This window comes from Streptomyces sp. NPDC012827 (assembly GCF_042900905.1).
Lineage (GTDB): Bacteria > Actinomycetota > Actinomycetes > Streptomycetales > Streptomycetaceae > Streptomyces > Streptomyces gulbargensis.
This window is the reverse complement of sequence record NZ_JBIBBY010000016.1, coordinates 26,763-50,829: the sequence shown is the minus strand read 5'-3', so window position 1 is coordinate 50,829 and position 24,067 is coordinate 26,763. Positions and strand designations below refer to the sequence as shown.

General features: G+C 74.1%; 26 protein-coding genes and 1 riboswitch. Of the genes, 14 read left to right on the top strand and 12 right to left on the bottom strand.

What is annotated here, in order from left to right; all coding sequences use genetic code 11:
* Positions 1-18: 18 nt before the first annotated feature.
* Complete coding sequence (locus ACFY60_RS28935) at positions 19-1,281, bottom strand: prenyltransferase/squalene oxidase repeat-containing protein (RefSeq protein WP_388608284.1); 1,263 nt, start codon at positions 1,279-1,281, stop codon at positions 19-21.
* A gap of 95 nt (positions 1,282-1,376) precedes the next feature.
* Positions 1,377-1,453, bottom strand: a riboswitch (cobalamin riboswitch).
* Positions 1,454-1,623: 170 nt separating this feature from the next.
* On the opposite strand from ACFY60_RS28935, the gene ACFY60_RS28930 reads away from it, so the two are divergent.
* On the top strand, positions 1,624-2,292 hold the full coding sequence (locus ACFY60_RS28930) for a hypothetical protein (protein ID WP_388608282.1): 669 nt from the start codon (positions 1,624-1,626) through the stop codon (positions 2,290-2,292).
* Positions 2,293-2,391: 99 nt separating this feature from the next.
* Complete coding sequence (locus ACFY60_RS28925; RefSeq protein WP_388608280.1) at positions 2,392-2,931, top strand: hypothetical protein; 540 nt, start codon at positions 2,392-2,394, stop codon at positions 2,929-2,931.
* Between the two features lie 46 nt (positions 2,932-2,977).
* On the opposite strand, the gene ACFY60_RS28920 is transcribed toward ACFY60_RS28925, so the two are convergent.
* Positions 2,978-3,613 carry a TetR family transcriptional regulator gene (locus tag ACFY60_RS28920; RefSeq protein WP_388608279.1) on the bottom strand — a complete coding sequence of 212 codons (636 nt, stop codon included), beginning with the start codon at positions 3,611-3,613 and terminating at the stop codon, positions 2,978-2,980.
* Positions 3,614-3,829: 216 nt separating this feature from the next.
* Here ACFY60_RS28920 and ACFY60_RS28915 point away from each other — a divergent pair, with 216 nt between their 5' ends.
* From ACFY60_RS28915 to ACFY60_RS28900, 4 genes are all read left to right on the top strand, one after another.
* Positions 3,830-5,188, top strand: a complete 1,359-nt coding sequence (locus ACFY60_RS28915) for a glycosyltransferase family 4 protein (protein ID WP_388608277.1) — start codon at positions 3,830-3,832, stop codon at positions 5,186-5,188.
* 172 nt (positions 5,189-5,360) lie between these two features.
* Positions 5,361-6,095 (top strand): methyltransferase domain-containing protein, encoded by a 735-nt coding sequence (locus ACFY60_RS28910; protein WP_345283704.1) that lies wholly within the window; start codon positions 5,361-5,363, stop codon positions 6,093-6,095.
* Entirely contained in the window at positions 6,092-7,168 is a 1,077-nt protein-coding gene (locus ACFY60_RS28905) for a prenyltransferase/squalene oxidase repeat-containing protein (protein ID WP_388608274.1), read from the top strand. Before ACFY60_RS28910 ends, ACFY60_RS28905 begins: the two co-directional genes overlap by 4 nt.
* Before the next feature lie 122 nt (positions 7,169-7,290).
* On the top strand, positions 7,291-7,851 hold the full coding sequence (locus ACFY60_RS28900) for a hypothetical protein (RefSeq protein WP_388608272.1): 561 nt from the start codon (positions 7,291-7,293) through the stop codon (positions 7,849-7,851).
* A gap of 71 nt (positions 7,852-7,922) precedes the next feature.
* Here ACFY60_RS28900 and ACFY60_RS28895 read toward each other — a convergent pair whose 3' ends face one another.
* From ACFY60_RS28895 to ACFY60_RS28880, 4 genes are all read right to left on the bottom strand, one after another.
* On the bottom strand, positions 7,923-8,810 hold the full coding sequence (locus ACFY60_RS28895; protein WP_388608269.1) for a DUF5336 domain-containing protein: 888 nt from the start codon (positions 8,808-8,810) through the stop codon (positions 7,923-7,925).
* A 101-nt stretch (positions 8,811-8,911) separates the two neighbouring features.
* Positions 8,912-9,829, bottom strand: a complete 918-nt coding sequence (locus tag ACFY60_RS28890) for an N-acetylmuramoyl-L-alanine amidase (RefSeq protein WP_388608267.1) — start codon at positions 9,827-9,829, stop codon at positions 8,912-8,914.
* Between the two features lie 180 nt (positions 9,830-10,009).
* Entirely contained in the window at positions 10,010-10,642 is a 633-nt protein-coding gene (locus ACFY60_RS28885; protein ID WP_388608265.1) for a class I SAM-dependent methyltransferase, read from the bottom strand.
* 50 nt (positions 10,643-10,692) lie between these two features.
* Entirely contained in the window at positions 10,693-11,100 is a 408-nt protein-coding gene (locus ACFY60_RS28880) for an ATP-binding protein (protein WP_388608263.1), read from the bottom strand.
* 84 nt (positions 11,101-11,184) lie between these two features.
* On the opposite strand from ACFY60_RS28880, the gene ACFY60_RS28875 reads away from it, so the two are divergent.
* From ACFY60_RS28875 to ACFY60_RS28865, 3 genes are all read left to right on the top strand, one after another.
* Positions 11,185-12,033, top strand: coding sequence for a Scr1 family TA system antitoxin-like transcriptional regulator (locus ACFY60_RS28875; RefSeq protein WP_388608261.1), 849 nt, complete (start codon positions 11,185-11,187; stop codon positions 12,031-12,033).
* Positions 11,993-12,271 (top strand): DUF397 domain-containing protein, encoded by a 279-nt coding sequence (locus tag ACFY60_RS28870; protein ID WP_388608259.1) that lies wholly within the window; start codon positions 11,993-11,995, stop codon positions 12,269-12,271. Before ACFY60_RS28875 ends, ACFY60_RS28870 begins: the two co-directional genes overlap by 41 nt.
* A 213-nt stretch (positions 12,272-12,484) precedes the next feature.
* The gene (locus ACFY60_RS28865; protein ID WP_388608257.1) at positions 12,485-13,981 is read left to right on the top strand and encodes an MFS transporter; all 1,497 of its coding nucleotides are present in this window, start codon (positions 12,485-12,487) and stop codon (positions 13,979-13,981) included.
* 111 nt (positions 13,982-14,092) lie between these two features.
* On the opposite strand, the gene ACFY60_RS28860 is transcribed toward ACFY60_RS28865, so the two are convergent.
* Entirely contained in the window at positions 14,093-14,998 is a 906-nt protein-coding gene (locus tag ACFY60_RS28860) for an arginase family protein (RefSeq protein ID WP_388608255.1), read from the bottom strand.
* Between the two features lie 127 nt (positions 14,999-15,125).
* On the opposite strand from ACFY60_RS28860, the gene ACFY60_RS28855 reads away from it, so the two are divergent.
* Complete coding sequence (locus tag ACFY60_RS28855) at positions 15,126-15,812, top strand: hypothetical protein (protein WP_388608253.1); 687 nt, start codon at positions 15,126-15,128, stop codon at positions 15,810-15,812.
* 93 nt (positions 15,813-15,905) lie between these two features.
* Here ACFY60_RS28855 and ACFY60_RS28850 read toward each other — a convergent pair whose 3' ends face one another.
* The 3 genes from ACFY60_RS28850 to ACFY60_RS28840 all read right to left on the bottom strand — a co-directional run bounded on the left by ACFY60_RS28850 (position 15,906) and on the right by ACFY60_RS28840 (position 17,827).
* Positions 15,906-16,283: a hypothetical protein gene (locus ACFY60_RS28850; RefSeq protein WP_388608251.1), complete on the bottom strand. Its 378-nt coding sequence runs from the start codon at positions 16,281-16,283 to the stop codon at positions 15,906-15,908.
* A gap of 210 nt (positions 16,284-16,493) precedes the next feature.
* Positions 16,494-16,631 (bottom strand): hypothetical protein, encoded by a 138-nt coding sequence (locus ACFY60_RS28845; RefSeq protein ID WP_309054059.1) that lies wholly within the window; start codon positions 16,629-16,631, stop codon positions 16,494-16,496.
* Between the two features lie 47 nt (positions 16,632-16,678).
* Entirely contained in the window at positions 16,679-17,827 is a 1,149-nt protein-coding gene (locus ACFY60_RS28840) for a hypothetical protein (protein WP_388608249.1), read from the bottom strand.
* Between the two features lie 311 nt (positions 17,828-18,138).
* Here ACFY60_RS28840 and ACFY60_RS28835 point away from each other — a divergent pair, with 311 nt between their 5' ends.
* The 4 genes from ACFY60_RS28835 to ACFY60_RS28820 all read left to right on the top strand — a co-directional run bounded on the left by ACFY60_RS28835 (position 18,139) and on the right by ACFY60_RS28820 (position 22,418).
* Positions 18,139-19,176 (top strand): ABC transporter substrate-binding protein, encoded by a 1,038-nt coding sequence (locus ACFY60_RS28835; RefSeq protein ID WP_388608247.1) that lies wholly within the window; start codon positions 18,139-18,141, stop codon positions 19,174-19,176.
* A gap of 163 nt (positions 19,177-19,339) precedes the next feature.
* Complete coding sequence (locus ACFY60_RS28830; RefSeq protein WP_388608245.1) at positions 19,340-20,158, top strand: Nif3-like dinuclear metal center hexameric protein; 819 nt, start codon at positions 19,340-19,342, stop codon at positions 20,156-20,158.
* Positions 20,155-20,898, top strand: coding sequence for a zinc ribbon domain-containing protein (locus ACFY60_RS28825; protein ID WP_388609187.1), 744 nt, complete (start codon positions 20,155-20,157; stop codon positions 20,896-20,898). Before ACFY60_RS28830 ends, ACFY60_RS28825 begins: the two co-directional genes overlap by 4 nt.
* Positions 20,898-22,418: a bifunctional RNase H/acid phosphatase gene (locus ACFY60_RS28820; RefSeq protein ID WP_388608243.1), complete on the top strand. Its 1,521-nt coding sequence runs from the start codon at positions 20,898-20,900 to the stop codon at positions 22,416-22,418. Before ACFY60_RS28825 ends, ACFY60_RS28820 begins: the two co-directional genes overlap by 1 nt.
* A gap of 10 nt (positions 22,419-22,428) precedes the next feature.
* Here ACFY60_RS28820 and eda read toward each other — a convergent pair whose 3' ends face one another.
* Positions 22,429-23,073 (bottom strand): bifunctional 4-hydroxy-2-oxoglutarate aldolase/2-dehydro-3-deoxy-phosphogluconate aldolase, encoded by a 645-nt coding sequence (gene eda / locus ACFY60_RS28815; protein WP_388608241.1) that lies wholly within the window; start codon positions 23,071-23,073, stop codon positions 22,429-22,431.
* A 74-nt stretch (positions 23,074-23,147) separates the two neighbouring features.
* Complete coding sequence (gene yaaA, locus ACFY60_RS28810) at positions 23,148-23,915, bottom strand: peroxide stress protein YaaA (RefSeq protein ID WP_309053200.1); 768 nt, start codon at positions 23,913-23,915, stop codon at positions 23,148-23,150.
* Between the last annotated feature and the right edge of the window lie 152 nt (positions 23,916-24,067).

The window sequence follows — 24,067 nt, the reverse complement described above, 5'->3', positions numbered from 1 at the left end:
TACGGAGGCGAAGCGCGGTCACTTCTTGCGGCCGCTCAGGAGGAAGCCGATGCCGACGCCGACGACCGTGCCGATGCCGATGATCCACCAGAGGTCGAAGCCGCCCTCGTCGTCGTCGCTGGTGGAGGAGGCGGAGGTGTCCGGGGTCTTGGGGGCCGGGCCGGTGGCGTTGAGCTGCTCGACCAGGTCGGCCTCGCCGAAGTCGCGCGGGTCGGCCTCCATGGCGCGGGCGGCGAGGATCAGCTGGGCGTAGGCGGCGGGGCCGCTCTCCTTCGCCCAGGCGGCGGAGTTCTGCTCCAGCCACTGGAGCGCGGGCTCGGCCTGCCGGCCGACACCTGCGGCGGCCAGCGCGACGACGGCGTCGGCGGTGTTGCCGAAGTCGGGCTTCTCGGCCGGGTCGGTCGCGCCCGGCATCGGCGGGGTGGTCAGGTGACCGGTCTTCACGAGCGCCTTCGCCAGGTACGAGGCGCCGTTGAGGGCGGCCCGCTCGGCGGTCGGCTCGGGCAGGTCGACGCAGGTCGGGGCCTGCGGCGGGGAGGCCTTGGTGGCGGCGACGCCCTTGCCGAGGCCGGCCAGGACGGCGGCCGCCGTCGCGTCGGCGTTGGCGAGCAGCTTGCCCGCCTTGTCCGGCTGGTAGGCGAAGGCGCCGGGGCCGGTCTCGTCCTCGCAGGGGAGGGCGAAGGTGAGGAGCGCGTCGTAGGGGGTGCGGCCCGTGGCGGAGGTGAAGGAGGTGGGCTTCACACCGGTCGCGGCGAGGGCGCTGACCACGATCGAGGTGGAGTTGGCGTCGCTGGCGCCGCCGGGGCTGTAGCTCCAGCCGCCGTCCTTGTTCTGCGCGGACCGCAGCCACGCGGTGCCCGCCTGCACGGCCTTGTCGGCCTTGGCCGGGTCCGCCGCCTGGCGGCGGACGGCGGCCAGCGCCTGCACGGCGACGGCGGTGGCGTTGCTGTCCCGCAGGGTCTTCGCGTCGCACGGCTTAGTGGTGTCCGCCCGGTAGGAGGCGAAGGACCCGTCGGCGCACTGCTGGGCGACGAGCCAGTCCACGGCCCGGTCGGCGGGCTGGTAGCCGGTGGCGCGCTGGGCGAGGAAGGCGAGCGACTGGCGCCACACGCCGTCATAGGTGGGGTCGCCCTTGCCGTACAGGCCGGAGGAGTTCCCCGCGGCGGTCGCGGGGGCCGGCGCGGACGGCGACGGCGTGGCGGAGGCGACGCCGGTGGCTCCCGCGCCGAGCAGGACTGCGGCGGCGGCGAGCGCGGCGGCGCCGCGGCGGACGGTGTTCATGGGGCCCTCTCCTGCGGCCGGTCACCGGTACGCCTCACGGCACCGGGCTCCGGCTCCGTAATCCTCGACGGGTGCCGGCCGTCACGTCCCGGGCGGGGCATTCCGACTCGCCGCGCTCGCGACGAGGCGGCTCACGGTTGCGGGTCAGTGCCGGATTCGCACCGGCTTCCCCCCGTACGGGGCATGATGACGACGCGCCCACTCTACCGGCCCGTAGGCGCCGCTCCCCGGGGGTGGGAGCCGCCTCACATGGGCGCGGGCGGGCGGCCGGACCCGCCCGGCGGAGTCCCCGGCCCCTGTGTGACACTCCCCGCACAAGCGTGCGACAAGGGTGGGGAAGACATGGGCAACACACGGGTGGCGGCCGTCGTCGTCGCGACGGCGGCGGCGCTTCTGGCGGCGGGATGCGGGCCCGGCGGCGCGGACACGGGCTCCGCTCCCGCGCCGGCCTCGGCCACCCCGGCCGCCTCCGCCCCGGCCACCCCGGCCGCCTCCGCCCCCGCCGCCCCGGCCTCCACCACCGGCCCCTTCGGCCGGAGGGCGGTGTACGACGAGATCATGGCGGTCGTGACCGCGGCGAAACTGCCCGGCTCCCACACCCCGGGGATCGGCGGCCCCACGCCCGGCCGGACCGCCCCCGCCCCGACCACGGAGAAGGGGCGGGTGGCGGAACGCGCCATGGCCTGCTCCGCCGTCTGGGCCACCTACGCGCGTCCCGCTGACCGGACGGGGGACCGGTTCGACGAGGCGATCACCGACCTCCGGTGGAGGGGCTGGTCGGCCGGGGAGCCGCGGGAGCAGAAGATCGGCGACAAGGGCGACACGATGCGGAGTGTCGCCCTCACGAAGCGGGGCTGGACGCTGAACGCCACGCACCAGGTCATGCGGGAGATGGTCACGGGCGACAACCTCCTCTTCATCGCCACGGAGGACGCGTGCATGAAGCGGTTCACCGCGCGGGAGCTGGAGCTCCTGGAGGAGGGTCCGGATCGCGGAGGCGAACAGCCCTGACCAAAACGCCCGTTGGGCCGGGGTGTCGTTCCCGCGTGCAAAACTAGGCCCTTGGTCACGGGGGCAACGGGCCTTCGTGCGCGCGAGTTCGGGAGAGTTGTGCGCAAGGCGAAGTGGGTGGCCGCGGCCGCCGGTGTGGTGATGCTGGTCGCGGGCTGCGGCGGCGAGGGCGCGGACAAGTCCGACGCGGGCAAGGGCGGTTCGGCCTCGGCGGCCCCGTCCGCCTCGGGCGGCTCCGGCTCGGACGGCGGCGGGAAGCTGGACGCCGCCGCGGTGAGCAAGGAGATCGAGACGGCGGCGACGGCGGCCGGCTTCACCGAGGACCCGACGGGCGACCCGGTGTCCCCCGAGCTCAAGGAGTGCATGGTCTCCTGGGCGGCCGACAGCGAGAAGGCCGCCGACCCGAAGAAGTCCTTCGCGGACACCGTCGCCGGCCTCACCAAGGGCGGCTGGGCCGAGGGCCAGACCTTCTCCCAGGCCGGTTCGGAGATGAAGACCCTGACCAAGTCCAACTGGACGCTCAAGGCCAGCGGTCACCTCAGCGGGCCGCTGAAGGTCGTCCTCTTCGTCGGCACCGACACCGGTCCGGAGTGCGCGGCCCTCTTCGCCGCCGACCTGGAGAAGAACAAGAAGTCCTGACCGGAGGCGGTCGGCCGGGCCCCCGCCGCGGGGCCCGGCGCCGCCCTCACCCGGTCGGCGCGTGCCGCGGGGCCCGCCCGGACAGGGCGATCAGCCGGCAGACCGTCTCTATGTCGACCTTGACCTGGGCGATCGAGGCGCGCCCGGACAGCCAGGTGATCAGCGCCGAGTGCCAGGTGTGCTCGATGACCCGCACCACCGAGAGCTGCTCGGGCGTCGGGTGCTCCGTCCCCATCGCGTCCAGGATGATCGCCGTCGTCAGCCGCGAGACCGTGTCGACCTCCGGGCTCACGCTGCGGTCCGCGAAGGTCAGCGCCCGCACCATCGCGTCGGCGAGCTGCGGTTCCCGCTGGAGCGCCCGGAAGGCGCGCATCAGCGTCTCGGCCACCCGCTCCGCCGGGTCCTCGCCCGCCGGGGGCCGCCTGCGCAGCGTGGTGTGCAGGTGCTGGAGCTGGTCCTGCATCGTCGCCACCAGCAGATGGATCTTGGAGGGGAAGTAGCGGTACAGCGTTCCGAGGGCCACTCCGGCCGCCTCCGCGACCTCCCGCATCTGCACGGCCTCGAAGCCGCCCCGCGCCGCCAGCTGGGCGCTCGCGTCGAGGATGCGCCGTCGCCGGGCCTCCTGGCGCTCCGTGAGGTGCGGTGACGCCGGTCTGTGGTCCGCTCTGCTGTCTGCGGTCATGGATTCCCGTTCCGTGCGGTGGGAGCGACAGTATGGCGGCCCTCCGGCCGTGGCGTGAATCACCCGTTCCGGCTCTCACCGCGGAGCTACCTGCCGGTAGATTCTGTGCTCCTTGAACGATCAAGAAGATGCATGAGCGATCGACTCTGTAACTTGTTCTAGATTAGCGCGAGCGGATACGCTCGCGCGAAAACGCACGCTCGAAGGGGGTCGCGCATGACCGCTGAGGCCGTAGAGGCAGGCCCCCGGCAGGGCGACACCGCCACCGGTGACCGTCCGTTGCGGATCGCTCTCCTGACGTACAAGGGCAACCCCTTCTGCGGCGGCCAGGGCGTCTACGTACGGCACCTCTCGCGCGAGCTCGTCCGGCTCGGGCACAGCGTCGAGGTCATCGGCTCCCAGCCGTACCCCGTCCTGGACGAGAACCCCGACGGCTCGCCCCTCGCGGGGCTCTCCCTCACCGAGGTCGCCAGCCTCGACCTCTACCGCTCGCCCGACCCCTTCCGCACGCCCCGTCGCGAGGAGTTCCGCGACTGGATCGACGCGCTCGAAGTGGCCACCATGTGGACCGGCGGATTCCCCGAGCCGCTCACCTTCTCCCTGCGCGCCCGGCGCCTGCTCGCCGCCCGCCGGGGCGACTTCGACGTCGTGCACGACAACCAGACCCTCGGGTACGGGCTCCTCGGCGGGCCGCGCGCGATCGGCGCGCCGCTCGTCACCACGATCCACCACCCCATCACCGTCGACCGGCAGCTCGAACTCGACGCCGCCGCCGACTGGAAGCGGCGCACCTCGGTCCGCCGCTGGTACGCCTTCACCCGCATGCAGAAGCGGGTCGCCCGCCGCCTGCCGTCCGTCCTGACCGTCTCCGGCAGCTCCCGCCAGGAGATCGTCGAGCACCTCGGCGTCCGCGAGGACCGCGTCAAGGTCGTCCACATCGGCGCCGACACCGCGCTCTGGTCCCCGGACCCCTCCGTCGCCGAGGTCCCCGGCCGGATCGTCACCACCTCCAGCGCCGACGTCCCCCTCAAGGGGCTGGTGCACCTGGTCGAGGCGCTCGCCAAGCTCCGCACCGAGCACCCGGACGCCCACCTCGTCGTCGTCGGCAAGCGCGCCGAGGACGGGCCGGTCGCGCAGGCCATCGAGCGGTACGGGCTCGGCGGCGCCGTCGAGTTCGTCAAGGGCATCAGCGACGCCGAGCTGGTGGACCTGGTGCGCTCCGCCCAGATCTCCTGCGTCCCCTCCCTCTACGAGGGGTTCTCGCTGCCCGCCGCCGAGGCGATGGCCACCGGCACCCCGCTCGTCGCCACCACCGGGGGCGCGATCCCCGAGGTCGCCGGGACCGACGGCGAGACCTGCCTGGCCGTGCCGCCCGGCGACGCCGGCGCGCTGGCCGCCGCTCTTGGCCGGCTCCTCGGCGACGCGGAACTCCGCGCCCGCCTCGGCGCCGCCGGACGCGCCCGCGTCCTGGACCGTTTCACCTGGGCCCGCGCGGCCCAGGGCACCGCCGAGCTGTACCGCGAGGCCGTCGCACGCCAGGGCGCCGCCGCGCCCCGTGGAGGCACCCGTCCGTGACTGCCGCCGTGCCCACCCGGGTGCCCCCGCGCCCGCCCGCCGCCGCGACCGCGCCCGTGGCCCACCCGCCCGTCGTCCCGACCGCCCCGACCGTCGTCCCGACCGTCCCGGCGTCCGTGCCGTTGCGCGGCCGACCGCATCACCACCGTCCCGACCGCGAAGGCAGGCCCTCGTGCTGACCGTCGACTTCACCCGCTTCCCGCTCGCTCCCGGCGACCGCGTGCTCGACCTGGGCTGCGGCGCGGGCCGGCACGCCTTCGAGTGCTACCGGCGCGGCGCCCGGGTCGTGGCCCTCGACCGGAACGGCGAGGAGATCCGCGAGGTCGCCAAGTGGTTCGCCGCCATGAAGGAGGCCGGAGAGGCCCCGGCCGGGGCCACCGCCACCGCCATGGAGGGCGACGCCCTCAACCTGCCCTTCCCCGACGCCTCCTTCGACGTCGTCATCATCTCCGAGGTCATGGAGCACATCCCGGACGACAAGGGCGTGCTCGCCGAGATGGTCCGCGTCCTCAAGCCCGGCGGCCGGATCGCGATCACCGTCCCCCGCTACGGCCCCGAGAAGATCTGCTGGACCCTCTCCGACGCCTACCACGAGGTCGAGGGCGGCCACATCCGCATCTACAAGGCGGACGAACTGCTCGGCAGGATCCGCGAGGCCGGCCTCAAGCCGTACGGCACCCACCACGCGCACGCGCTGCACTCGCCGTACTGGTGGCTCAAGTGCGCCTTCGGCGTCGACAACGACAAGGCGCTGCCCGTCCGCGCGTACCACAAGCTGCTGGTCTGGGACATCATGAAGAAGCCCGCCCTCACCCGGGTCGCCGAGCAGCTGCTCAACCCGGTCGTCGGCAAGAGCTTCGTGGCGTACGCGACCAAGCCCCACCTCCCGAAGGCCGACGCGCGGTGACCTCGCCCGAACGGATCGCGGAGCACCTGGTCCTGCCGGGGGTCCTCACCGCCGCCCAGGCCGCCGAGACCGTCGCCGGCATCCTCGCCGCCCAGCGCGAGGACGGCGCCATCCCCTGGTTCCGGGGCCACCACCTGGACCCGTGGGACCACACCGAGGCCGCGATGGCCCTGGACACGGCCGGCGAGCACGAGGCAGCCGCCCGCGCCTACGACTGGCTGGCCCGGCACCAGAACCCGGACGGCTCCTGGTACGCGGCCTACCACGACGGCGACCCGGAGCGGGTGACCGACCGGGGCCGGGAGACCAACTTCGTCGCGTACATCGCCGTCGGCGTCTGGCACCACTACCTGTCGACGGGCGACGACGCCTTCCTCGACCGCATGTGGCCGGTCGTCGTCGCCGCCGTCGAGTTCGTCCTGGCCCTCCAGCGGCCCGGCGGCCAGATCGGCTGGAAGCGCGAGGCCGACGGCACCCCCGTCGAGGACGCCCTGCTCACCGGCAGCTCCTCCATCCACCAGGCGCTGCGCTGCGCCCTGGCCATCGCCGAGGTCCGCGAGGAACCCCAGCCGGACTGGGAGCTGGCCGCCGGGGCACTGCGGCACGCGATACGGCGCCATCCCGAGCGTTTCCTCGACAAGTCCCGCTACTCCATGGACTGGTACTACCCGGTCCTGGGCGGCGCGGTGACGGGCGCGGAGGCACAGGAGCGGATCGACGGGCAGTGGGACGCGTTCGTCGTCCCCGGGCTCGGTGTGCGCTGCGTGCTGCCCAACCCGTGGGTCACGGGCGGCGAGAGCTGCGAGCTCGCCCTCGCCCTGTGGGCGATGGGGGAGTCCGACCGGGCCCTCGCCGTCCTCCAGGACATCCAGCACCTGCGGGCCTCCGACGGCGGCTACTGGACCGGTTACGTCTTCGAGGGCGACCGGGCCTTCTGGCCCGAGGAGCGGACCACCTGGACCGCCGGCTCCCTGCTCCTGGCGGTGGCGGCGCTCGGCGGCGACGAGGCGACCGTCGCGGTCTTCGGCGGCGAACGCCTCCCGCTCGGACTCGAACCCGACTGCTGCGCCTGACGGCGGGGGCGGGAACCCGCCCGCCGCCGGGCGTCACCCCGACGGGGTGCCCGGGGGTGCGGCGGGACGAGGGCCGGGTGAGGCTGACGGCACAGTCCCCGAGGCCCCAGGGAGGGCTCACCGTGCCCCGTTTCGCCCGTGCGCGCCGTGCCGTCGTCGCCGTCCTCCTGTCCGGCACCCTCCTCGCCACGACCGCCGCCTGCGGTGGTGACGACAAGCAGAGCGGGACGGCGAACGGCCAGGCCACCCCCTCGGTCTCGGCGACCGCCGAGCGGCAGAAACTCGCCAAGACCCGGTTCGTCGCCAACGCGGGCCTCGCGGCGGGCGCCACGTACCAGTGGATCGTCAAGCCGTACCGCGCGGGCACCTTCAAGAAGGGGGCCGACGGCCGCACCGTGGCCCTGGTGAAGGCGGGCCTCGCCGGTGCCTTCGCCTACAACCGGCTCAAGGCCGCCGTCAACAACGCCAAGGGGGACCCGCTCCTGTCGAAGGCGGTCGCCCCGCTCACCGCCGGCATCGACTCGCTCAAGGACATGGGCACCAAGCTCCGGAAGGGCGAGGCGACCGGTGGTGACGTCGGCGCGTTCGAAAAGGTCATCAACAGCGTGAAGGACGCGGGCCGCAGCGCGGGCGCCGAGGTCGTCGACAAGGTGCCGAGCACCTCCCAGCTCAGCGGCGGCTGAACCCCGCCCGGTACGCCGACGGCCCCCCGCCCGGAAGGAATCCGGACCGGGGGGCCGCTGCCGTGGAGGTGTCAGCCGCGCTGGATGCCCGTGGTGTCCTGGAGGACACCACGACGGCCGTCCTGCGTCTGCGCCACGAGCGCGGAGCCGCGCTGGTCCACGGCCAGGTACCAGGTGCCGGGCGCCAGCTCGGCGATCTGCGACGGCGAACCGTCCTCCGCGTACAGCGGGCGGGCGACCGGCACGGCGAACCAGAACGGCGCGAAGTCCGAGGCGGTCTGGGCCGGAGCGGCCTGCGCCTGCTGGGCGGCCTGCGGCTCGGGCTGCGACGGCGACTGGTCCTGCGGGCCGGCCTGCTGGTGCTGCGGCTGCGCGGCGGCGGCGTGCGCGCCGTACGGCTGGCCGCCGCCCTGCGAGGCGTCCTGCGGGCCGCCGTAGGGCTGCTGCTGGATGCCCGGGTAGCCGTAGCCGCCGGGGACGCCCGGCTGGCCGTGCTGCATGCCGTACGGCTGCGGGGTCTGCGGGCGCGGCGCGCCGAGGAGCGGGGCCTTCAGGGCGGGGACCAGCGGGCCGGCCACGGCCGCACCGGCCATCACGAGCGCGGCGATCAGGCCGAGGATCAGGCCGGCGCCGGCGTTGTGCGACTCGAACAGCCACATGAGCATGGTCCACGCCGAGGCGATGGTGAAGGCCGTGCCGAGCTGGCCGAGCTCCAGGCCGATGACCTTGCGGGGCTGCGGAAGACCGTGCGAGAGGACGACCAGGGCGGCGCCGGCGATGCCGAGGAAGACGGCGCCCCAGCCGAGCTGGGACAGCTCCCAGGAGTTCGTGGACGGCACCTGGTCGCAGATCGCCGCGCTGGCGTCACAGCCGCTGATGTCGAGGAACGAGGCGATGAACAGCACCAGCGCTGCACCGATCAGCACGCCATCGCCTCGAGTGAGGGAGCGGATATTCACGTAAGAGTCCTTCGTCGGGTCGTCGTCGTGTCGGGCTGGCGCCGGAGTCTTGGGCACGGGGGCGGCCCCATCGTACGGAGCGAATCTATCGCCCGCCGGTTCTACCCCTCGAGGTAGGTCTCGATGCCGTCGGCGAGGCCGAGGGCCGCCTTCTGCCGCCACGCCGCCGACGTGAGCAGCCGGGCGTCCTCCGGATCACGCATATTGCCGCATTCGACGAAGACCTTGGGGACGGTCGACAGATTGAGGCCGCCGAGGTCGGACCGGACGTCCAACCCCGTACCGGATCCGATGTAGTTGGAAGGAGCCGTGCCGGTGGCGCGGCGGAACTCCGCCACGATGCTCCGCCCCAGTTCGCGCGAGGGGCCGACGATCGCCGTGGTGTCGGCGGAGCCCTCCTTGACGAGGGCGGGCAGGATCACGTGGTAGCCGCGGTTGCCGGTGCCCGAGCCGTCCGCGTGGACGGAGACGACGGCGTCCGCCCCGGCCTTGTTGCCGATCCGGGCGCGCTCGTCGATGCAGGGGCCCCAGGGCCGGTCGGCGTCGTGGGTGAGGACCACCGTGGCGCCGCGCGCCGTGAGCAGGTCCCGCAGCCGGTGGGAGACGTCGAGGGTGAAGGAGGCCTCGGTGTAGCCGGCGTTCGTGGAGGTGCCGGTGGTGTCGCACTCCTTGCGGCCGGTACCGATGTCCACCTTCTGATTGATCTCCGAGGTGTGGCGGAAGTTGCCGGGGTTGTGGCCGGGGTCGATGACGACGGTCCGCCCGGCGAGCGGCCCCGACCCGGCCGGGGGCGCGGTCGCGGCCGTCGTCGTGGACGGGCTCGGGGTTCCGGGAGTGGCGGGGCCGCCCGTGGCGCGGGGCCCGGTCGTCCCGCCGCCCTTGCCGGGCGTGTGTCCGCCGCTCTGCGCGGCCTGCCCGGCGCCGCAGCCCGCGAGCACGGCACAGGAGGCGAGGGCGGTGAGCGCCAGGGCGAGGGGACGGCGGGCGGTCCGGCGGCGGTGAAGGTGGTCGTACGGCACCCCGCGACTTTAGGCCCTGCGCGGGCCGAAATCCCGTACCGGTGGCCGGCGGCTCGGTACCGGCTCGATACCGGGTCGGTGCGCGGGCGGCGGGTTCGGTGGACGCCGTGCGCGACCGGTGAAGGGTGGAGCGGGCGGGTGGAGGCCGTCCCGCCCGGACGCCCGGCCGGGCAGCGGCCCTCAGCGGCGGCGCAGCACCCGCAGCGAGTCCGTGACCGAGACCTCCTCGAAGTCCCCCGACTCCAGGGCGCGCAGGTAGATGCGGTACGGCGCCTGGCCGCCGTCCGCCGGGTCGGGGAAGACGTCGTGGATGACGAGCAGGCCGCCCGGGGCGACCTTCGGCGCCCAGCCCTCGTAGTCGCCGGAGGCGTGCTCGTCGGTGTGCCCGCCGTCCACGAAGACGAGACCGAGCTGCCCGGCCCACACCTTCGCGACCTGCGGGGACCGGCCGACGACGGCGATGACGTGCTCCTCCAGGCCCGCCTTGCGCAGGGTCCTGCGGAAGGTCGGCAGGGTGTCCATGACGCCGACCTCCGGGTCGACCACGGTCGGGTCGTGGTACTCCCAGCCCGGCTGCTGCTCCTCGCTGCCCCGGTGGTGGTCCACGGTGACCGCGACCGTGCCGGCCTCCCGGGCCGCCTCCGCCAGGAGGATCGTGGAGCGCCCGCAGTAGGTGCCGACCTCCAGGAGCGGCAGCCCGAGCTTCCCCGCCTCGGTGGCCGCCCCGTACAGCGCGAGACCTTCCCCGACCGGCATGAATCCCTTCGCGGCCTCGAAGGCGGCAAGGATCTCGGGGCGGGGCTCGGCGGCCATGGGCAGGTCCTCCTACTGGCGGGTACGCGGGTACGGGCGCCCATCGTGCCTCATGCGTCGCACTCGAACCACACCGTCTTCCCGCCGCCCGTCTCCTCCACCCCCCAGCGGTCCGTCACGGCCTCCACCAGCACGAGTCCGCGCCCGCCCTCCTCCAGCGGGTCGGCGGCCTTGGCGACGAGGCTTCCCGGTACGGCGTCGGCGACCTCCACCCGCAGCCCGTGCGGCTCGCGGAGGATGAGCACCGAGCAGCGGCGGTCCGGCACGTGCCGGACGACATTGGCCACCAGCTCGGTGAGCGCGAGCCCGGCGGAATCGGACAGCCGGTCGAGTTCCCAACGCGTGAGGAACATGCGCAGGATGCGACGCATGTGACCGGCCGAGTGCTCACCCACGGTGAACCCCATGCGGTAGCTCGACGCAAGCTCCGCAGGATAGAGGTCAGTTACGTGATTCATGCCACCAGGATGGAGTCAACTGGTTACGCTCGGCTACGGACAGGACGCAACGCTTCGACGCGTGAGCTTGGGGGTGACCTCGCCGTGGCCAACATCCGTGACCTGGATCCCAGCGCCTCGCCGCTGGACTACTACGGGTCCGAACTCCGCCGTTTGAGGGAGGAGGCCGGACTCAACCAGCCGCAGCTGGGGAAGATCCTCTACTGCACGGGCTCGCTCGTCGGTCAGATAGAAACGGCGAAGAAGGTCCCCACCAGGCGTTTCTCGGAGCAACTGGACGCCGCGTTGATGACGGGCGGCCTCTTCTCGCGCCTGGTGGGACTGGTGCTGCGGTGCCAGCTCCCGACCTGGTTCCAGCCGTACGCGGAGATGGAGGCGAAGGCGGCGTACATCTCCTCGTTCCAGCCGCAGTTGGTGGTCGGCCTGCTCCAGACGGAGGCGTACGCGCGCGCCGTTCTGGGGGTGCGGACCGAGGGCGACCTGGACGCCAAGGTGGCGGCCCGCATGGAACGGCAGCGGATCCTGGAACGGGACACGCCGCCCCTGCTCTGGGTGGTCCTGAGCGAGGCGGTACTGCGCCAGGAGATCGGCGGCCGGGAGGTGATGCGGGAGCAACTCGCCCACCTGTTGCGGATGCAGGAGAAGGAGTGGGTGAAGATCCAGATCCTCCCCTTCGAGGCCGGGGCTCATGCGGGGCTGCCCGGCGAGTTCAACCTGCTGCGGTTCGAGGACGACCCCGATCTCGTCTACACCGAGGACTTCGTGCAGGGCCATATGACCGCCAATCCGGCCGCCTTCAGGGAGGGCTCGCTCCGTTACGATCACCTCCAGGCAGCCGCCCTCTCGGTGCGGGACTCGGCCGCACTGATCGCCCGCGTGATGGAGGAGCACTATGGGGACCGACCTGAACCTGACGGGCGCGCGCTGGCGTAAGTCGTCGTACAGCTCCGACACCGGCGGGAACTGCGTCGAGTGCGCCCCGCTCGGCACCGCAGCCTGGCGCAAGTCCTCGTACAGCGGTGACACCGGCGGGCAGTGTGTCGAGGTCGCCGACCTCTCCGCGCACGTCGCGGTCCGCGACTCCAAGGCCCCGGAAGGCCCGGCCTTCCTCGCCACCCCCGCCGCCTTCACGGCCTTCGTACGGGCGGCGGCCGGCGGCCACCTCCGCTGACGGAGGTGGAAGCGGGACCACGCGGCCCCGGAGGCTCCACCGCCTCCGGGGCCGCGCCGTGTCCGTCCCTCGGCCGCGCGGCGCCGTCCCCCGTTCCACGGGCGGATGTCCCTTCCCCGGGACACCGGGCCCCGCCGGTCCGTGACACCCCTCCTCCGGTCCCGGGACCAAAGTCTCATGTACGGGGCGGAGAGGGTCTGCGACCATGACGGAATGCCGCAGACCGACCCGGCCGGTACGGCCCTCCCCGCCCCCGCACACCCCTCCGCCACCGCTTCCGCCGCCGCCCGTACCCCACGGCCCTGGCTCGTCGTCCTCGTCGCCTGCGCGGGACAGTTCCTCGTCGTCCTCGACGTCTCCGTCATGAACGTCGCGCTCCCGTCCCTCCGCGCCGACCTCGGCCTGTCGCCGCTCGGGCTGCAGTGGGTGCTCAACGCCTATGCCATCGCCTTCGCCGGCTTCATGCTCCTCGGCGGCCGGGCCGCCGACCTCTACGGGCGCAAGGCGATGTTCCTCGGCGGGCTCGGCCTCTTCACCGCCGCCTCCGTCGTCGGCGGACTCGCCCCCGAAGGCGCCTACCTGATCGCGGCCCGCGCCGCGCAGGGCCTCGGCGCCGCCGTGCTCTCGCCCGCGACCCTCACCCTCGTCACCTCCGCCGTCCCCACCGGGGCCGCCCGCACCCGGGCGATAGGCACCTGGACGGCGGTCGGCGCCGCCGGGGGAGCGGCCGGCGGCTTCGTCGGCGGCCTGCTCGTGGACCTGCTCTCCTGGCGCTGGGTCCTCCTCGTCAACGCGCCCGTCGGCGTCCTCGTCCTCGCCGCCGCCGTCCTGTGGCTCCGCGAGAGCCGCACCGGCGGCGGCCGGCGCCTCGACCTGCCCGGGGCCGTCCTCGTCACGGCGGGCCTCGCCGTCCTCGCGTACGGCGTCGTGCAGACCGAACTCACCGGCTGGACCGCCCCCGAGACCCTGCTGCCGCTCCTCGGCGGCCCGGCCCTGCTCGCCGTGTTCGTGGCCGTGGAGGCCCGTACCGCCGCCCCGCTCGTACCGCTGGGCATCTTCCGCAACCGGGCCGTGACGGCGGCCAACGCCGGGATCCTGCTGTGCGGGTGCAGCTCCTTCGGCATGTGGTTCTTCATGACGGTGTACGCGCAGAACGTCCTCGGCTACACCCCGCTCCAGGCCGGACTCGCGCTCGTGCCCAGCTCCCTGGCCGTCCTGCTGGGCTCGAAGGCCGCCCCGCGCCTCATGCCGTTCACCGGCGCCCGGGGACTCGCCGTCGCGGGCATCCTCGTCGCCGCGGCCGGGTTCGCCTGGCAGTCGACCCTGACCGCCGACGGGAGCTTCGCCGGGACGATCCTCGGCCCCGGCATCCTCATGATGGGCGGCATCGGCCTCGCCACCACCCCGCTGGCCACGCTCGCCACCTCCGGCGCCGCCCCAGGCGACGCGGGCCTCGTCTCCGGGCTCGTCAACACCTCCCGCACCATGGGCGGCGCGATCGGCCTCGCGGTCCTCAGCACGGTCGCCGCCGCGGCCACGCCCCTGGCCGACGGCCACGGCGAACCGGGCCCGGCCGCCCTCGTCGTGGGCTACGCCATGGCCTTCCGCGTCTCGGCGGCGGTACTGCTCGTGGCGGCCGTGCTCATGCTGCTGTGGCTGCCGAGGCCGGCGGGAGCGGGCCGGAAGGAGCGGGCGGCCCTCCCCGCATGACGTGACCGCCGGCGGGTGCCGCTCCGCCTTCGCGGCGCCCGGCTCGGGGCGCTGCCGGTCCCGGTCACGGTTGGGTTCGGGGCGCCCGGCGCGGGGCGTTGCCGGTGCCGGTCACGGCCGGGCGAAGGCGTCCACCACGATGTCGGTGAGCAGCGCGCCCGCCGTGCCGTCCGGGTCGAGATCGGGGTCGTAGATGGTGACGTTGAATCCCACGCAGAGCGGGGAGGCGAGCAACGGCCGCAGCAACTCCACCAGTTCGCCGGGCAGCAGCCCGTCCGGGTCGGGACTGTCCACGGCCGGCATCACGGACGGGTCCAGCACGTCGGCGTCCAGGTGCACCCAGAAACCGGACACGACCCCGCTCGCGAAGGACTGGGCGGTGGCCCGCGCGAGCGCCTCCGCGCCCCACTCGCGCAGCTGGCCGACGGTCACCACCGGGATCTTCAGGGCGGCGAGCTCGACACAGTCCGCGTCGTCCCGGAAGGCGTCCCGGATCCCGAAGAACCGCACGTCCTCGTCGCGCAGATAGGGCTTGAGCCCCTCCAGGTCGGTCAGGTCGTCCTGCCCGCGCCCGGTGGCCAGCGCGACCTCCTCACCGCCGGCCGCGCCGATCCGGTCCGAGACGCCCGGGTGCCGGAAGTCCGGCGAGGCGTCGACCGCGACCAGCCCGTACCGCCCCAGGCGGCGCAGCGCGAGCGAGGCGCCGAGCTGGATCGAGCAGTCGCCCCCGAGCACCACGGGGAAGTCCCCGGCCCGGACGTGGTGCTCGATCCGGTCGGCGAGCCTGCGCGTGTAGGAGGCGAGCGCGGCGGCGTTGAACACCCCGTCGCCCTCCCGCCAGTCCCCGCGGTCGTACCGCGGCGGCACCACCACGCCGCCCTCCAGCGCACCGAGCCGCCGCAGGACGCCCTGCTCCCGCAGGGCCCCGGCGAGCTTGTAGCAGCCGGGCACGGTGCCGGGGGCGGGCGGGCGCAGCCCCAGATTGGACGGGGCGTCGAGCACGACGAGGTTCCGCATGCGCCCATCCTCCGCGACGGGGGACGGCCCCACCACCCGATCGGCGGAAGCCCGCACGAACGCGCCCTCGTGATCATAAGATCGTCGCGACCGCCGTGGAGGCGGGCGGACAAAGGGAGTTGCGGCCATGGCGGCAGGTGTCGACGACGGGTTCGCTGCGGAGGCCTCGGGCCCGGGACGGCGTGTGCTGGGCCTCGTGGACAAGGCGATCGACCTCCAGAGCCCCCTGGTCCGCAGGAACATCGAGCGGGCCCGGCAGCGCAGGCCGGACGCCACCCCCGAACAGGTCGTCCGCACCCTGGAGCGGATGTACGTCAGCGCCCTGGCCGGAACCGGCGCCGCGGTCGGCGGGGCCGCCGCCGCGCCCGGCGTCGGCACGACCGTCTCCCTCGCCCTCTCGGCCGGCGAGGCCCTCTCCTCCCTCGAACTGAGCGCCCTCTTCGCCCTCTCGGTCGCCGACGTCCACGGCGTCTCCCTCGACGAGATCGAGCGCCGCCGCACGATCGTCCTGGGCGTCCTCCTCGGCGGCAGCGGCTCCACCACCATCACCAAGGTCGCCGAGCGGACCGGTCAGCACTGGGGCCGGCAGGTCGTCGCCAAGGTGCCGGTCGAGACGCTGCGCCGGATCAACGCGATCCTCGGCAGGAACTTCGTCACCAAGTACGGCACCAAGCAGGGCATCATCGTCCTCGGCCGCGTCGCCCCCTTCGGCATCGGCGCCGTCATCGGCGGCGGCGCCAACGCCGCCCTCGCCACCCTCACCGTCCGCTCCGCCCGCCGCGCCTTCGGCCCGGCCCCGGAGACGTGGTCCTGAGCGGCGGCCGAAAACCTCCGCCCGCAGGCCGGCCGCCGCTCCGAGTCCCGAGCACCTCGGCAACCCGACGCACGGAAGCGCGGAGCGGGGTGCTCACGAGGAGTGGCGCAGCGACCCGATGATCACGCCGTCCCGCTCCCGGCGCCAGGCGGTCCACCCGTCCGCCTGCGACCCTGCCGCGGCGACGGCCGCACCGGACGGGGTGCGGTAGGGCTTGCCCTCGAAGGACATCCAGCCGTTCTCCAGGACCGTCGCCTCGTGGCGCACGCCCAGGCGCGGACGGGACCAGTAGAGCTTCTCGCCGACGCGCAGGTCACCCGACTCGATCATGGGGGCCAGGCCCCCCGGGGTGGTCTGGGTGGCGGACGTGTCCGGGGCCTCCTCCGGAGTGATGTCGATGTGCAGGTCCTCACCGACCGTCCTGGTCTGCACGGTGACTCCGGGGATGGCGACGCGGATGATGACGCTCACGAATGCCTCCAAGTTTTGTTCATCTGGCTAATCTGAGAATACGGCGGGGAGGGGGCGCCGTCAAGGAAATTCCGACGGCCGCTGCGTCGCGGGCTCCGGGTGGTCGCCGCTTGCCGGTGCCCTGCGGGTGGGGACCTGTCCGTACGGCGAAGGGCCCCGGGAAGCCATCGGCTCCCGGGGCCCCTCGTTCGTCCCGCTCCCCTCGCGGGATCAGCGCGCCTGCGCGTCGGGCTCACGGCGGTGGCGGCCGTGCGGCGAGGACGCGGAGTCCTCGACCGGCGCGGCCTGACCGCGGTGCTTCCCGGAGCCGTGCCGCTCCTGCCCGTCCGTGCTGATGCTCTCCGACATGGTGGAACTCACCCCGTAGCAATCGATCTTGTGGTGCGGCCCGGAGTCTAACGAGCGGGCCTACGGTCCGTCAGGGGAGCCTGCTGCAAAGGCACCGGGCGGCACACCCGGGGCTCCTCGACCACCACGACCGGCTGCGGAGCGGGCTCCGGCGGCACCGTGAGGGCGGCCAGTCCGCACGGTGCCCCGGGCGTCGCGTACGGGAGCCGCAGCACCCCCTCCGCCGTCCACAGGCCTGCCCCCGCCAGCCAGCCGGCCGGCGCCGCCAGCTGCCGCATCCGGCGGGAGGACGGCTTCCAGACCCCGACCCAGCTCCCGGCCGCCGCGTCGATCCGCAGCGCCACCGCGCAGCTCTCCGGCATCAGCACCTGCCCCGGCTGCACCGCGAACGGGGTCACCGCCGCGTCGTCGAGCCGCAGGCATTCCGGGAAGCGCACCGGCAGCAGACTCCCCAGGACGCCCCAGCCGAGCCGCTCGTGGCCCGGCGACGGCGCGTCCGAGCGGATCAGGAGCAGTCCGCTCTCCGGGTCCGCGAGCAGCAGCCGGTCGTTGCTGTCCTCCGTGATCTGGAGCAGCGGCGTCACCTCGCCGCCCCGCTCCAGGTCGACCGCCACCGTCTTCACGGGGCCGCCGCCGAGCCGCCGGTCCAGGGCCAGCATCCGGCCCGTACGGTCCAGCCAGACCCCGCCCGAGCAGTGGCCGCGCACCTCGGCGACCTGCTCGGGCCCGAACGCCCCGCCCGCCACCAGCCACAGTGTCGTCGTCTCGGGGCCGACGCACATCGCGTAGGCGCAGATGCCGTCCGGCGACGGCGGCAGCAGGATCAGCCCCTCGGAACCGGGCGCCTCGACCGCGCCCAGCTGAAGCTCTCCGGTGCCGGGGCCGGTGGGGTACAGCAGCGAGAACGTGTTCCGCCGCCCGTCCACGCGACGGGCGACGAGGACCCGGCCGTCCGCCAGGGGCAGGAGCTGCGTGCCGCGTTCCTCCGGCTGACCGAGGGGGAGCGGTACGGCGTAGGGCTCCGGGCCGTCGAGGGTCCACCGCTCCGCGTACAGGGCGTCCCCGGCGCCCGCGAGCCTGGCGGCGTAGGCACCGTTCGCCGTGATGGTGAACCCGGACGGCCATCCCGCACCCGGGGCACGGTCCCCGTCGTGATCGTCGTCCTCGGCCGTGGTCTCGATGGCACACGCTGTCATCGACTCGTCACCTCCAGCCACGAAGCTAGTTTTCGCACTTCCTGCCGAACAACACGACCAGGGTCACTTCACACATAAGGGTGGCCGTCCGGTGATTCGACTGAGAGGAGGGGGCTGGTTGTGCTGATGGGGGAGAAGGTACGTAAGGTAAGGCGACCCTAAGCGGACCCTGTGGCTCCGCTGACAGCCTCGTGAGCCCGGCGTACGCCCGCGCGCCCGGAGGTCCGCCCGCCCGAGCCGGGGCGCGCGGCCGGCCGGACCGCGCGCCGGCACCCGCCCGGGCGCCACGTACCGGAAGAGGAGCCCCGCCCATGTCCTTCCGCCGCCGCGGCACCGCCGCAGCCGTCGCCCTCGCCGCCGCGCTCTCCCTCGCGGCCTGCGGAGGCGGCGACACCGCCTCCGACCCGGCCAAGAAGGAGGACACGGCCAAGAAGAAGGACGTCGCCACCGGTGGCAAGGACTTCGGCGACGCCGCCGCGAAGACGGCGGCCATGGGCACCGAGGCCAAGCCGGGCCAGTTCCCGCGCACCCTCACCCACGCCATGGGGAAGACCGAGCTGAAGACGGCGCCCAAGCGGGTCGTCGTCCTCGACGTCGGCGAGCTCGACAACGTCGTCTCGCTCGGCTTCCAGCCCGTCGGCTACGCCCCCTCCGAGGGCGACGACGGCATCCCCGGCTACCTGAAGAAGGACGCCGGCGCCCCCAAGTCCGTCGGCACCATCAACAACCTCAACCTGGAGGCCATCGCCAACCTCCAGCCCGACCTCATCCTCGGCAGCCAGCTCCGCGCCGCCGACAAGTACGACGAGCTGTCGAAGATCGCGCCGACCGTGTTCTCCATCCGCCCGGGCTTCACCTGGAAGGAGAACTACCTCCTCAACGCCGCCGCCCTCGACAGGACCGCCGAGGCGAAGGCCGCGCTGGCCGCGTACGAGACCAAGGCGAAGAAGCTCGGCACGGACATCGGCCCGAACAGGCCGACCGTCTCCATGGTCCGCTACCTTCCGGGCAAGATCCGGCTGTACGCGAAGGCCTCCTTCATCGGCACCATCCTGGAGGACGCCGGCCTGCCCCGGCCGAAGAACCAGCAGATCGACGAGCTGGCCGCGGAGATCAGCCCCGAGAAGATCGACGAGGCCGACGCCGACTGGATCTTCACCGGCGTGTACGGCGACCCGAAGGCCACCAAGCGCGACGCCGCCCAGGCCAACCCGCTCTGGAAGAACCTCAAGGCCGTCAAGGCCGGCCGGGCCAAGGACGTCCCCGACGAGACCTGGTACCTCGGCCTCGGCGTGACCGCCGCGAACAGCGTCCTGGACGACCTGCGCGCGGACCTCGTCAAGAAGTAGGGGGAGGGGGAGCGCCGGGCCCCCGGGCCCGGACCTCCGGGACCGGACCTCCGGGACCGGACCTCCGGGACCGGCTCGGGGCTCCCGGGCGCGGGGCCCGGCGGCCGGGTGCTTTTCCACAGGCCAGAACGGCGGGGCGCGGAGGACAGGTAGCCTTTCCCCCGTGCCCCGTCTGTCTGAAGTCATCGCCGCACTCGACGCCCTCTGGCCGCCCGAGCGGGCCGAGACGTGGGACGCCGTCGGCACGGTCTGCGGCGACCCCGACGCCCCCGTCGGCCGCGTGCTGTTCGCCGTCGACCCCGTCCAGGAGATCGCCGACGAGGCGATCGCCCTCGGCGCCGACCTGATCGTCACCCACCACCCGCTCTACCTGCGCGGGACGACGACCGTCGCGGCCGGCCACTTCAAGGGCCGCGTCGTCCACAGCCTCATCAAGCACGACATCGCCCTCCACGTCGCGCACACCAACGCCGACACCGCCGATCCGGGCGTCTCCGACGCTCTCGCCGGCGCCCTCGGGCTCCGCGTCACCGGCCCCCTCGTCCCCGAGAACAACCTCGGCCGGATCTGCGAACTCGACCGCGCGCAGACGCTGGGCGAGTTCGCCGCCCGCGCCGCCGAGCGGCTGCCCGCCACCGCGCAGGGCATCCGGGTCGCCGGCGACCCGGGCATGACCGTGCGCCGCGTCGCCGTCAGCGGCGGCTCCGGCGACAGCCTCTTCGGCGCCGTACGGGCCGCCGGTGTGGACGCCTTCCTCACCGCCGACCTGCGCCATCACCCGGTCTCGGAGGCGACGCAGCACTCCCCGCTGGGACTGGTCGACGCCGCCCACTGGGCCACCGAATGGCCCTGGTGCGAGCAGGCCGCCGCCCAGCTCGACGAGATCTCCGACCGTCACGGCTGGGACCTGCGCGTCCACGTCTCGAAGACGGTCACCGACCCCTGGTCCTCCCACCACACCTCTCCTGGAGCCCCCAACTGAACGCCGCGCCCGCCGACCAGATCCGCCTCCTCGACGTCCAGGCCCTGGACGTACGCCTCCAGCAGCTCGCGCACAAGCGCCGGGCGCTGCCCGAGCACGCCGAGATCGAGGCGCTCACCAAGGACCTCACCCAGCTGCGCGACCTGCTCGTCGCCGCGCAGACCGAGGAGAGCGACTGCGCCCGCGAGCAGACCAAGGCCGAGCAGGACGTCGACCAGGTCCGCCAGCGGTCCGCCCGCGACCAGCAGCGGCTCGACTCCGGCGCCGTCTCCTCCCCGAAGGACCTGGAGAACCTCCAGCGCGAGATCACCTCGCTCGCCAAGCGCCAGGGCGACCTGGAGGAGATCGTCCTGGAGGTCATGGAGCGCCGCGAGTCCGCGCAGGAGCGCGTCACCGAGCTGACCGGCCGGGTCGAGGCCGTCCAGGCCAAGGTCGACGACGCCACCACGCGCCGGGACGCCGCCGAGACCGAGCTGGACGCCGAGGTGGCCACCGTCACCAAGGAGCGCGAGCTCGTCGCCGGGTCCGTCCCGGCCGACCTGCTCAAGCTGTACGAGAAGCTGCGCGAGCAGCAGGGCGGTGTCGGCGCTGCCCGCCTCTACCAGCGCAAGTGCGAGGGCTGCCACATCGAGCTCAACATCACCGAGGTGAACGAGGTCCGCGCCGCCGCGAAGGACGTGGTGCTGCGCTGCGAGAACTGCCGCCGCATCCTGGTCCGCACGGCGGAGTCCGGCCTGTAATGCGCGAGCTCGTGGTCGAGGCCGACGGCGGTTCCCGGGGCAATCCGGGGCCCGCCGGGTACGGCGCGGTCGTCCTCGACCCGGCGACGGGCGAGACCCTCGCGGAGGCCGCCGAGTACATCGGCGTCGCCACGAACAACGTCGCCGAGTACCGGGGGCTCGTCGCGGGTCTGAAGGCGGCCCGCGCGCTGTTCCCGGACGCCCTGGTGCACGTCCGGATGGACTCCAAGCTGGTCGTGGAGCAGATGTCCGGCCGCTGGAAGATCAAGCACCCGGACATGAAGCCGCTCGCCGCGGAGGCCGCCCGGATCTTCCCGGCCGGCCAGGTCCGCTACGAGTGGATCCCGCGCGAGCGGAACAAGCACGCCGACCGTCTGGCCAACGAGGCCATGGACGCCGGCCGGGCCGGCCGCTGCTGGGAGCCCTCCGGTTCGACGGCGGCCCTCGACGCCGCCGCCGCCCGCAACGCGGCGGCGCCGCCCCCCGCCGGCCCGCCCGGCGACGCCACCGCCGGCGCCGCCCGCGCCCGCGCGGCCCTCACGGCGACCCGCCGGGCGACGCCGGAGGAGGGCGGGACCGAGAGCCTTTTCGGTACGGAGCCGGACACCGGGTCCTCGCCCGCCCCCGTCTCCGGAGCGACCCGCGCCGACGCGGGGCACGAGGGCCTCTTCGGGGCCGAAGCCCTGCGGCCCACCGGACACGCGACGGCGCCGTACGCTCCGGCCCCGGGCGCCGCGAGCGCCCCCGTCACCCCGCCCGCCTCCCCCGCCGCAGGGGACTTCGAGGCCGAGGCGGGCAAGGCGCAGGCGCCCGATGCCCGGACGCGGCGCCCGTCCGTCGTACCGGCGGGCATCGTCGCGGACGACCGGCGGGGCTGGACGGGCGGGCCCGACATGGGTGCGCCCGCGACGTTCGTCCTGCTGCGGCACGGGGAGACGGCGCTCACGCCCGAGAAGCGGTTCTCGGGCAGCGGGGGCTCCGACCCCGAACTGTCCCCGGTGGGCCTGCGCCAGGCCGAGGCCGTCGCCGCCGCGCTCGCCGCGCGCGGCACCGTCCAGGAGATCGTCAGCTCCCCGCTCACCCGCTGCCGCCAGACCGCTGCCGCCGTGGCGGCCCGCCTCGGCCTCGACGTGCGCGTCGAGCAGGGCCTGCGGGAGACCGATTTCGGGGCCTGGGAGGGCATGACCTTCGCCGAGGTCCGGGAGCGGTACCCGGAGGACCTGGACGCCTGGCTGTCGTCCCCGAAGGCCGCCCCCACCGGCGGCGGCGAGAGCTTCGCCGCCGTCACCCGCCGCGTGTCCGCCGCCCGCGACCGGCTGACCGCCGCGTACCCGGGCCGCACGGTCCTCGTGGTCTCGCACGTCACCCCGATCAAGACCCTGATCCGCCTGGCCCTCGGCGCCCCGCCGGAGTCCCTGTTCCGGATGGAACTGTCGGCGGCGGCGCTCTCGGCGGTGGCGTACTACGCCGACGGCAACGCCTCCGTACGGCTCCTCAACGACACCTCGCACCTGCGGTAGGGCCCGCCCGTCACCCCCCGGCGGGCACCGCCCCGCGCAGCCCCGACGCCTCCCGTGCCAGCGCTTCGACACGGGACCAGTCGCGGGCCGCGAGGGCGTCGGGCGGGAGCATCCACGTACCGCCGACGCAGGGGACGTTCGGCAGGGACAGGTACGCGGGGGCCGAGCCGGGCGAGATGCCGCCGGTGGGGCAGAAGCGGGCGCCGGGGAGCGGGCCCGCCAGGGACTTCAGATACGGCACGCCGCCCGCCGCCTCCGCGGGGAAGAACTTCATCGCCTCCACGCCCCGCTCCAGGAGCGCGACGACCTCCGACGCCGTGGACACCCCCGGCAGGAACGGCACGCCGGAGTCCTCGAGGGCGCCCAGGAGCCGCTCGGTCCAGCCGGGGCTCACCAGGAACCGGGCACCCGCGCCGACCGCCGCCGCTGCGGCATTCGCCGTCACGACGGTGCCGGCGCCGACGACCGCCTCCGGCACCTCCTCCGCCACCGCCCGCACCGCGTCCGGAGCGGCCGGCGTGCGCAGCGTGATCTCGATCAGCGGCAGGCCCCCGGCCACGAGGGCGCGGGCCAGGGGCACCGCGTCGGCCACGTCCTCGATCACCACCACGGGGACGACAGGAGCTTCCGGGGCAAGGTCGAAGACGCTCGTCATGGCCCCATCCTGCCCACGGTGAACGAAACCTGCAATGACCGTTGCGCAGGACGCAACGGCGTCTGGTGTTCGCGCTAGTGGATCTCGTCCACCAGCACGTCCAGCGCCCCGGCCCTGCCGCCCTCCTCCACCACGTACCCCAGCTCCCGCAGCGCCCCGGCCAGCTCCGCCGGCGACCCCGGCTCGGCCCCCGCCTCCAGCAGGCTCCGCACGATCCGGCCCTTCGTCGCCTTGTTGAAGTGACTCACGACCTTCCGCGTCGGCGCGTGCAGCACCCGCACCGTCGCCGTCCGCGCCGCCACCTCACCCTTCGGCTTCCACGCCGTCGCGTACGCCGCCGAACGCAGATCGAGCACCAGCCCGTCCCCGGCCGCCTCCGGCAGCACCGACGCCATCGCGCCCCGCCAGTGCGCCCCCAGCGCCCCGAGCCCCGGCAGCTTCACGCCCATCGAGCAGCGGTACGACGGGATGCGGTCCGACACGCGGACCGCGCCCCACAGCCCCGAGAAGACCAGCAGCGACCGCTCGGCCCGCTCCCGCGCCGCCGCGCCGAGCGTGGCCAGCCCCAGCGCGTCGTACAGCACGCCCGTGTAGATCTCCCCGGCCGGCCGCGCGCCCGCCGTCCGCAGCCCCGCGTTCTTCGCGACCTCGCCCCGCAGCCCCTCGCTCAGGCCGAGCACCTCACGGGCCTTCTCCTCGTCCGCAGCGCACAGCTCGACCAGCTCGTCCAGGACCGCCGCCCGCGCCTCCGCGAGCCCCGGCAGCGACAGCGACTCCGGCTTCAGTGGCGCTCCGGTCCCCGAGGACGCCTTGCCTTCGGAGGGCGGCAACAGCACGAGCACGGTGGTTCTCCTTCGTACGGGGGGAAACGGGGGTGCGGCCCCGGACAGCCAGCGTACGAGGTGCCACCCCGCCCCCCGCCCCACCGCCCCTCCGGGACGCGGCCACCCCCGTCCGGGTACGGCTCCACGGCGCTGTTCCTCAACTCCCTCAC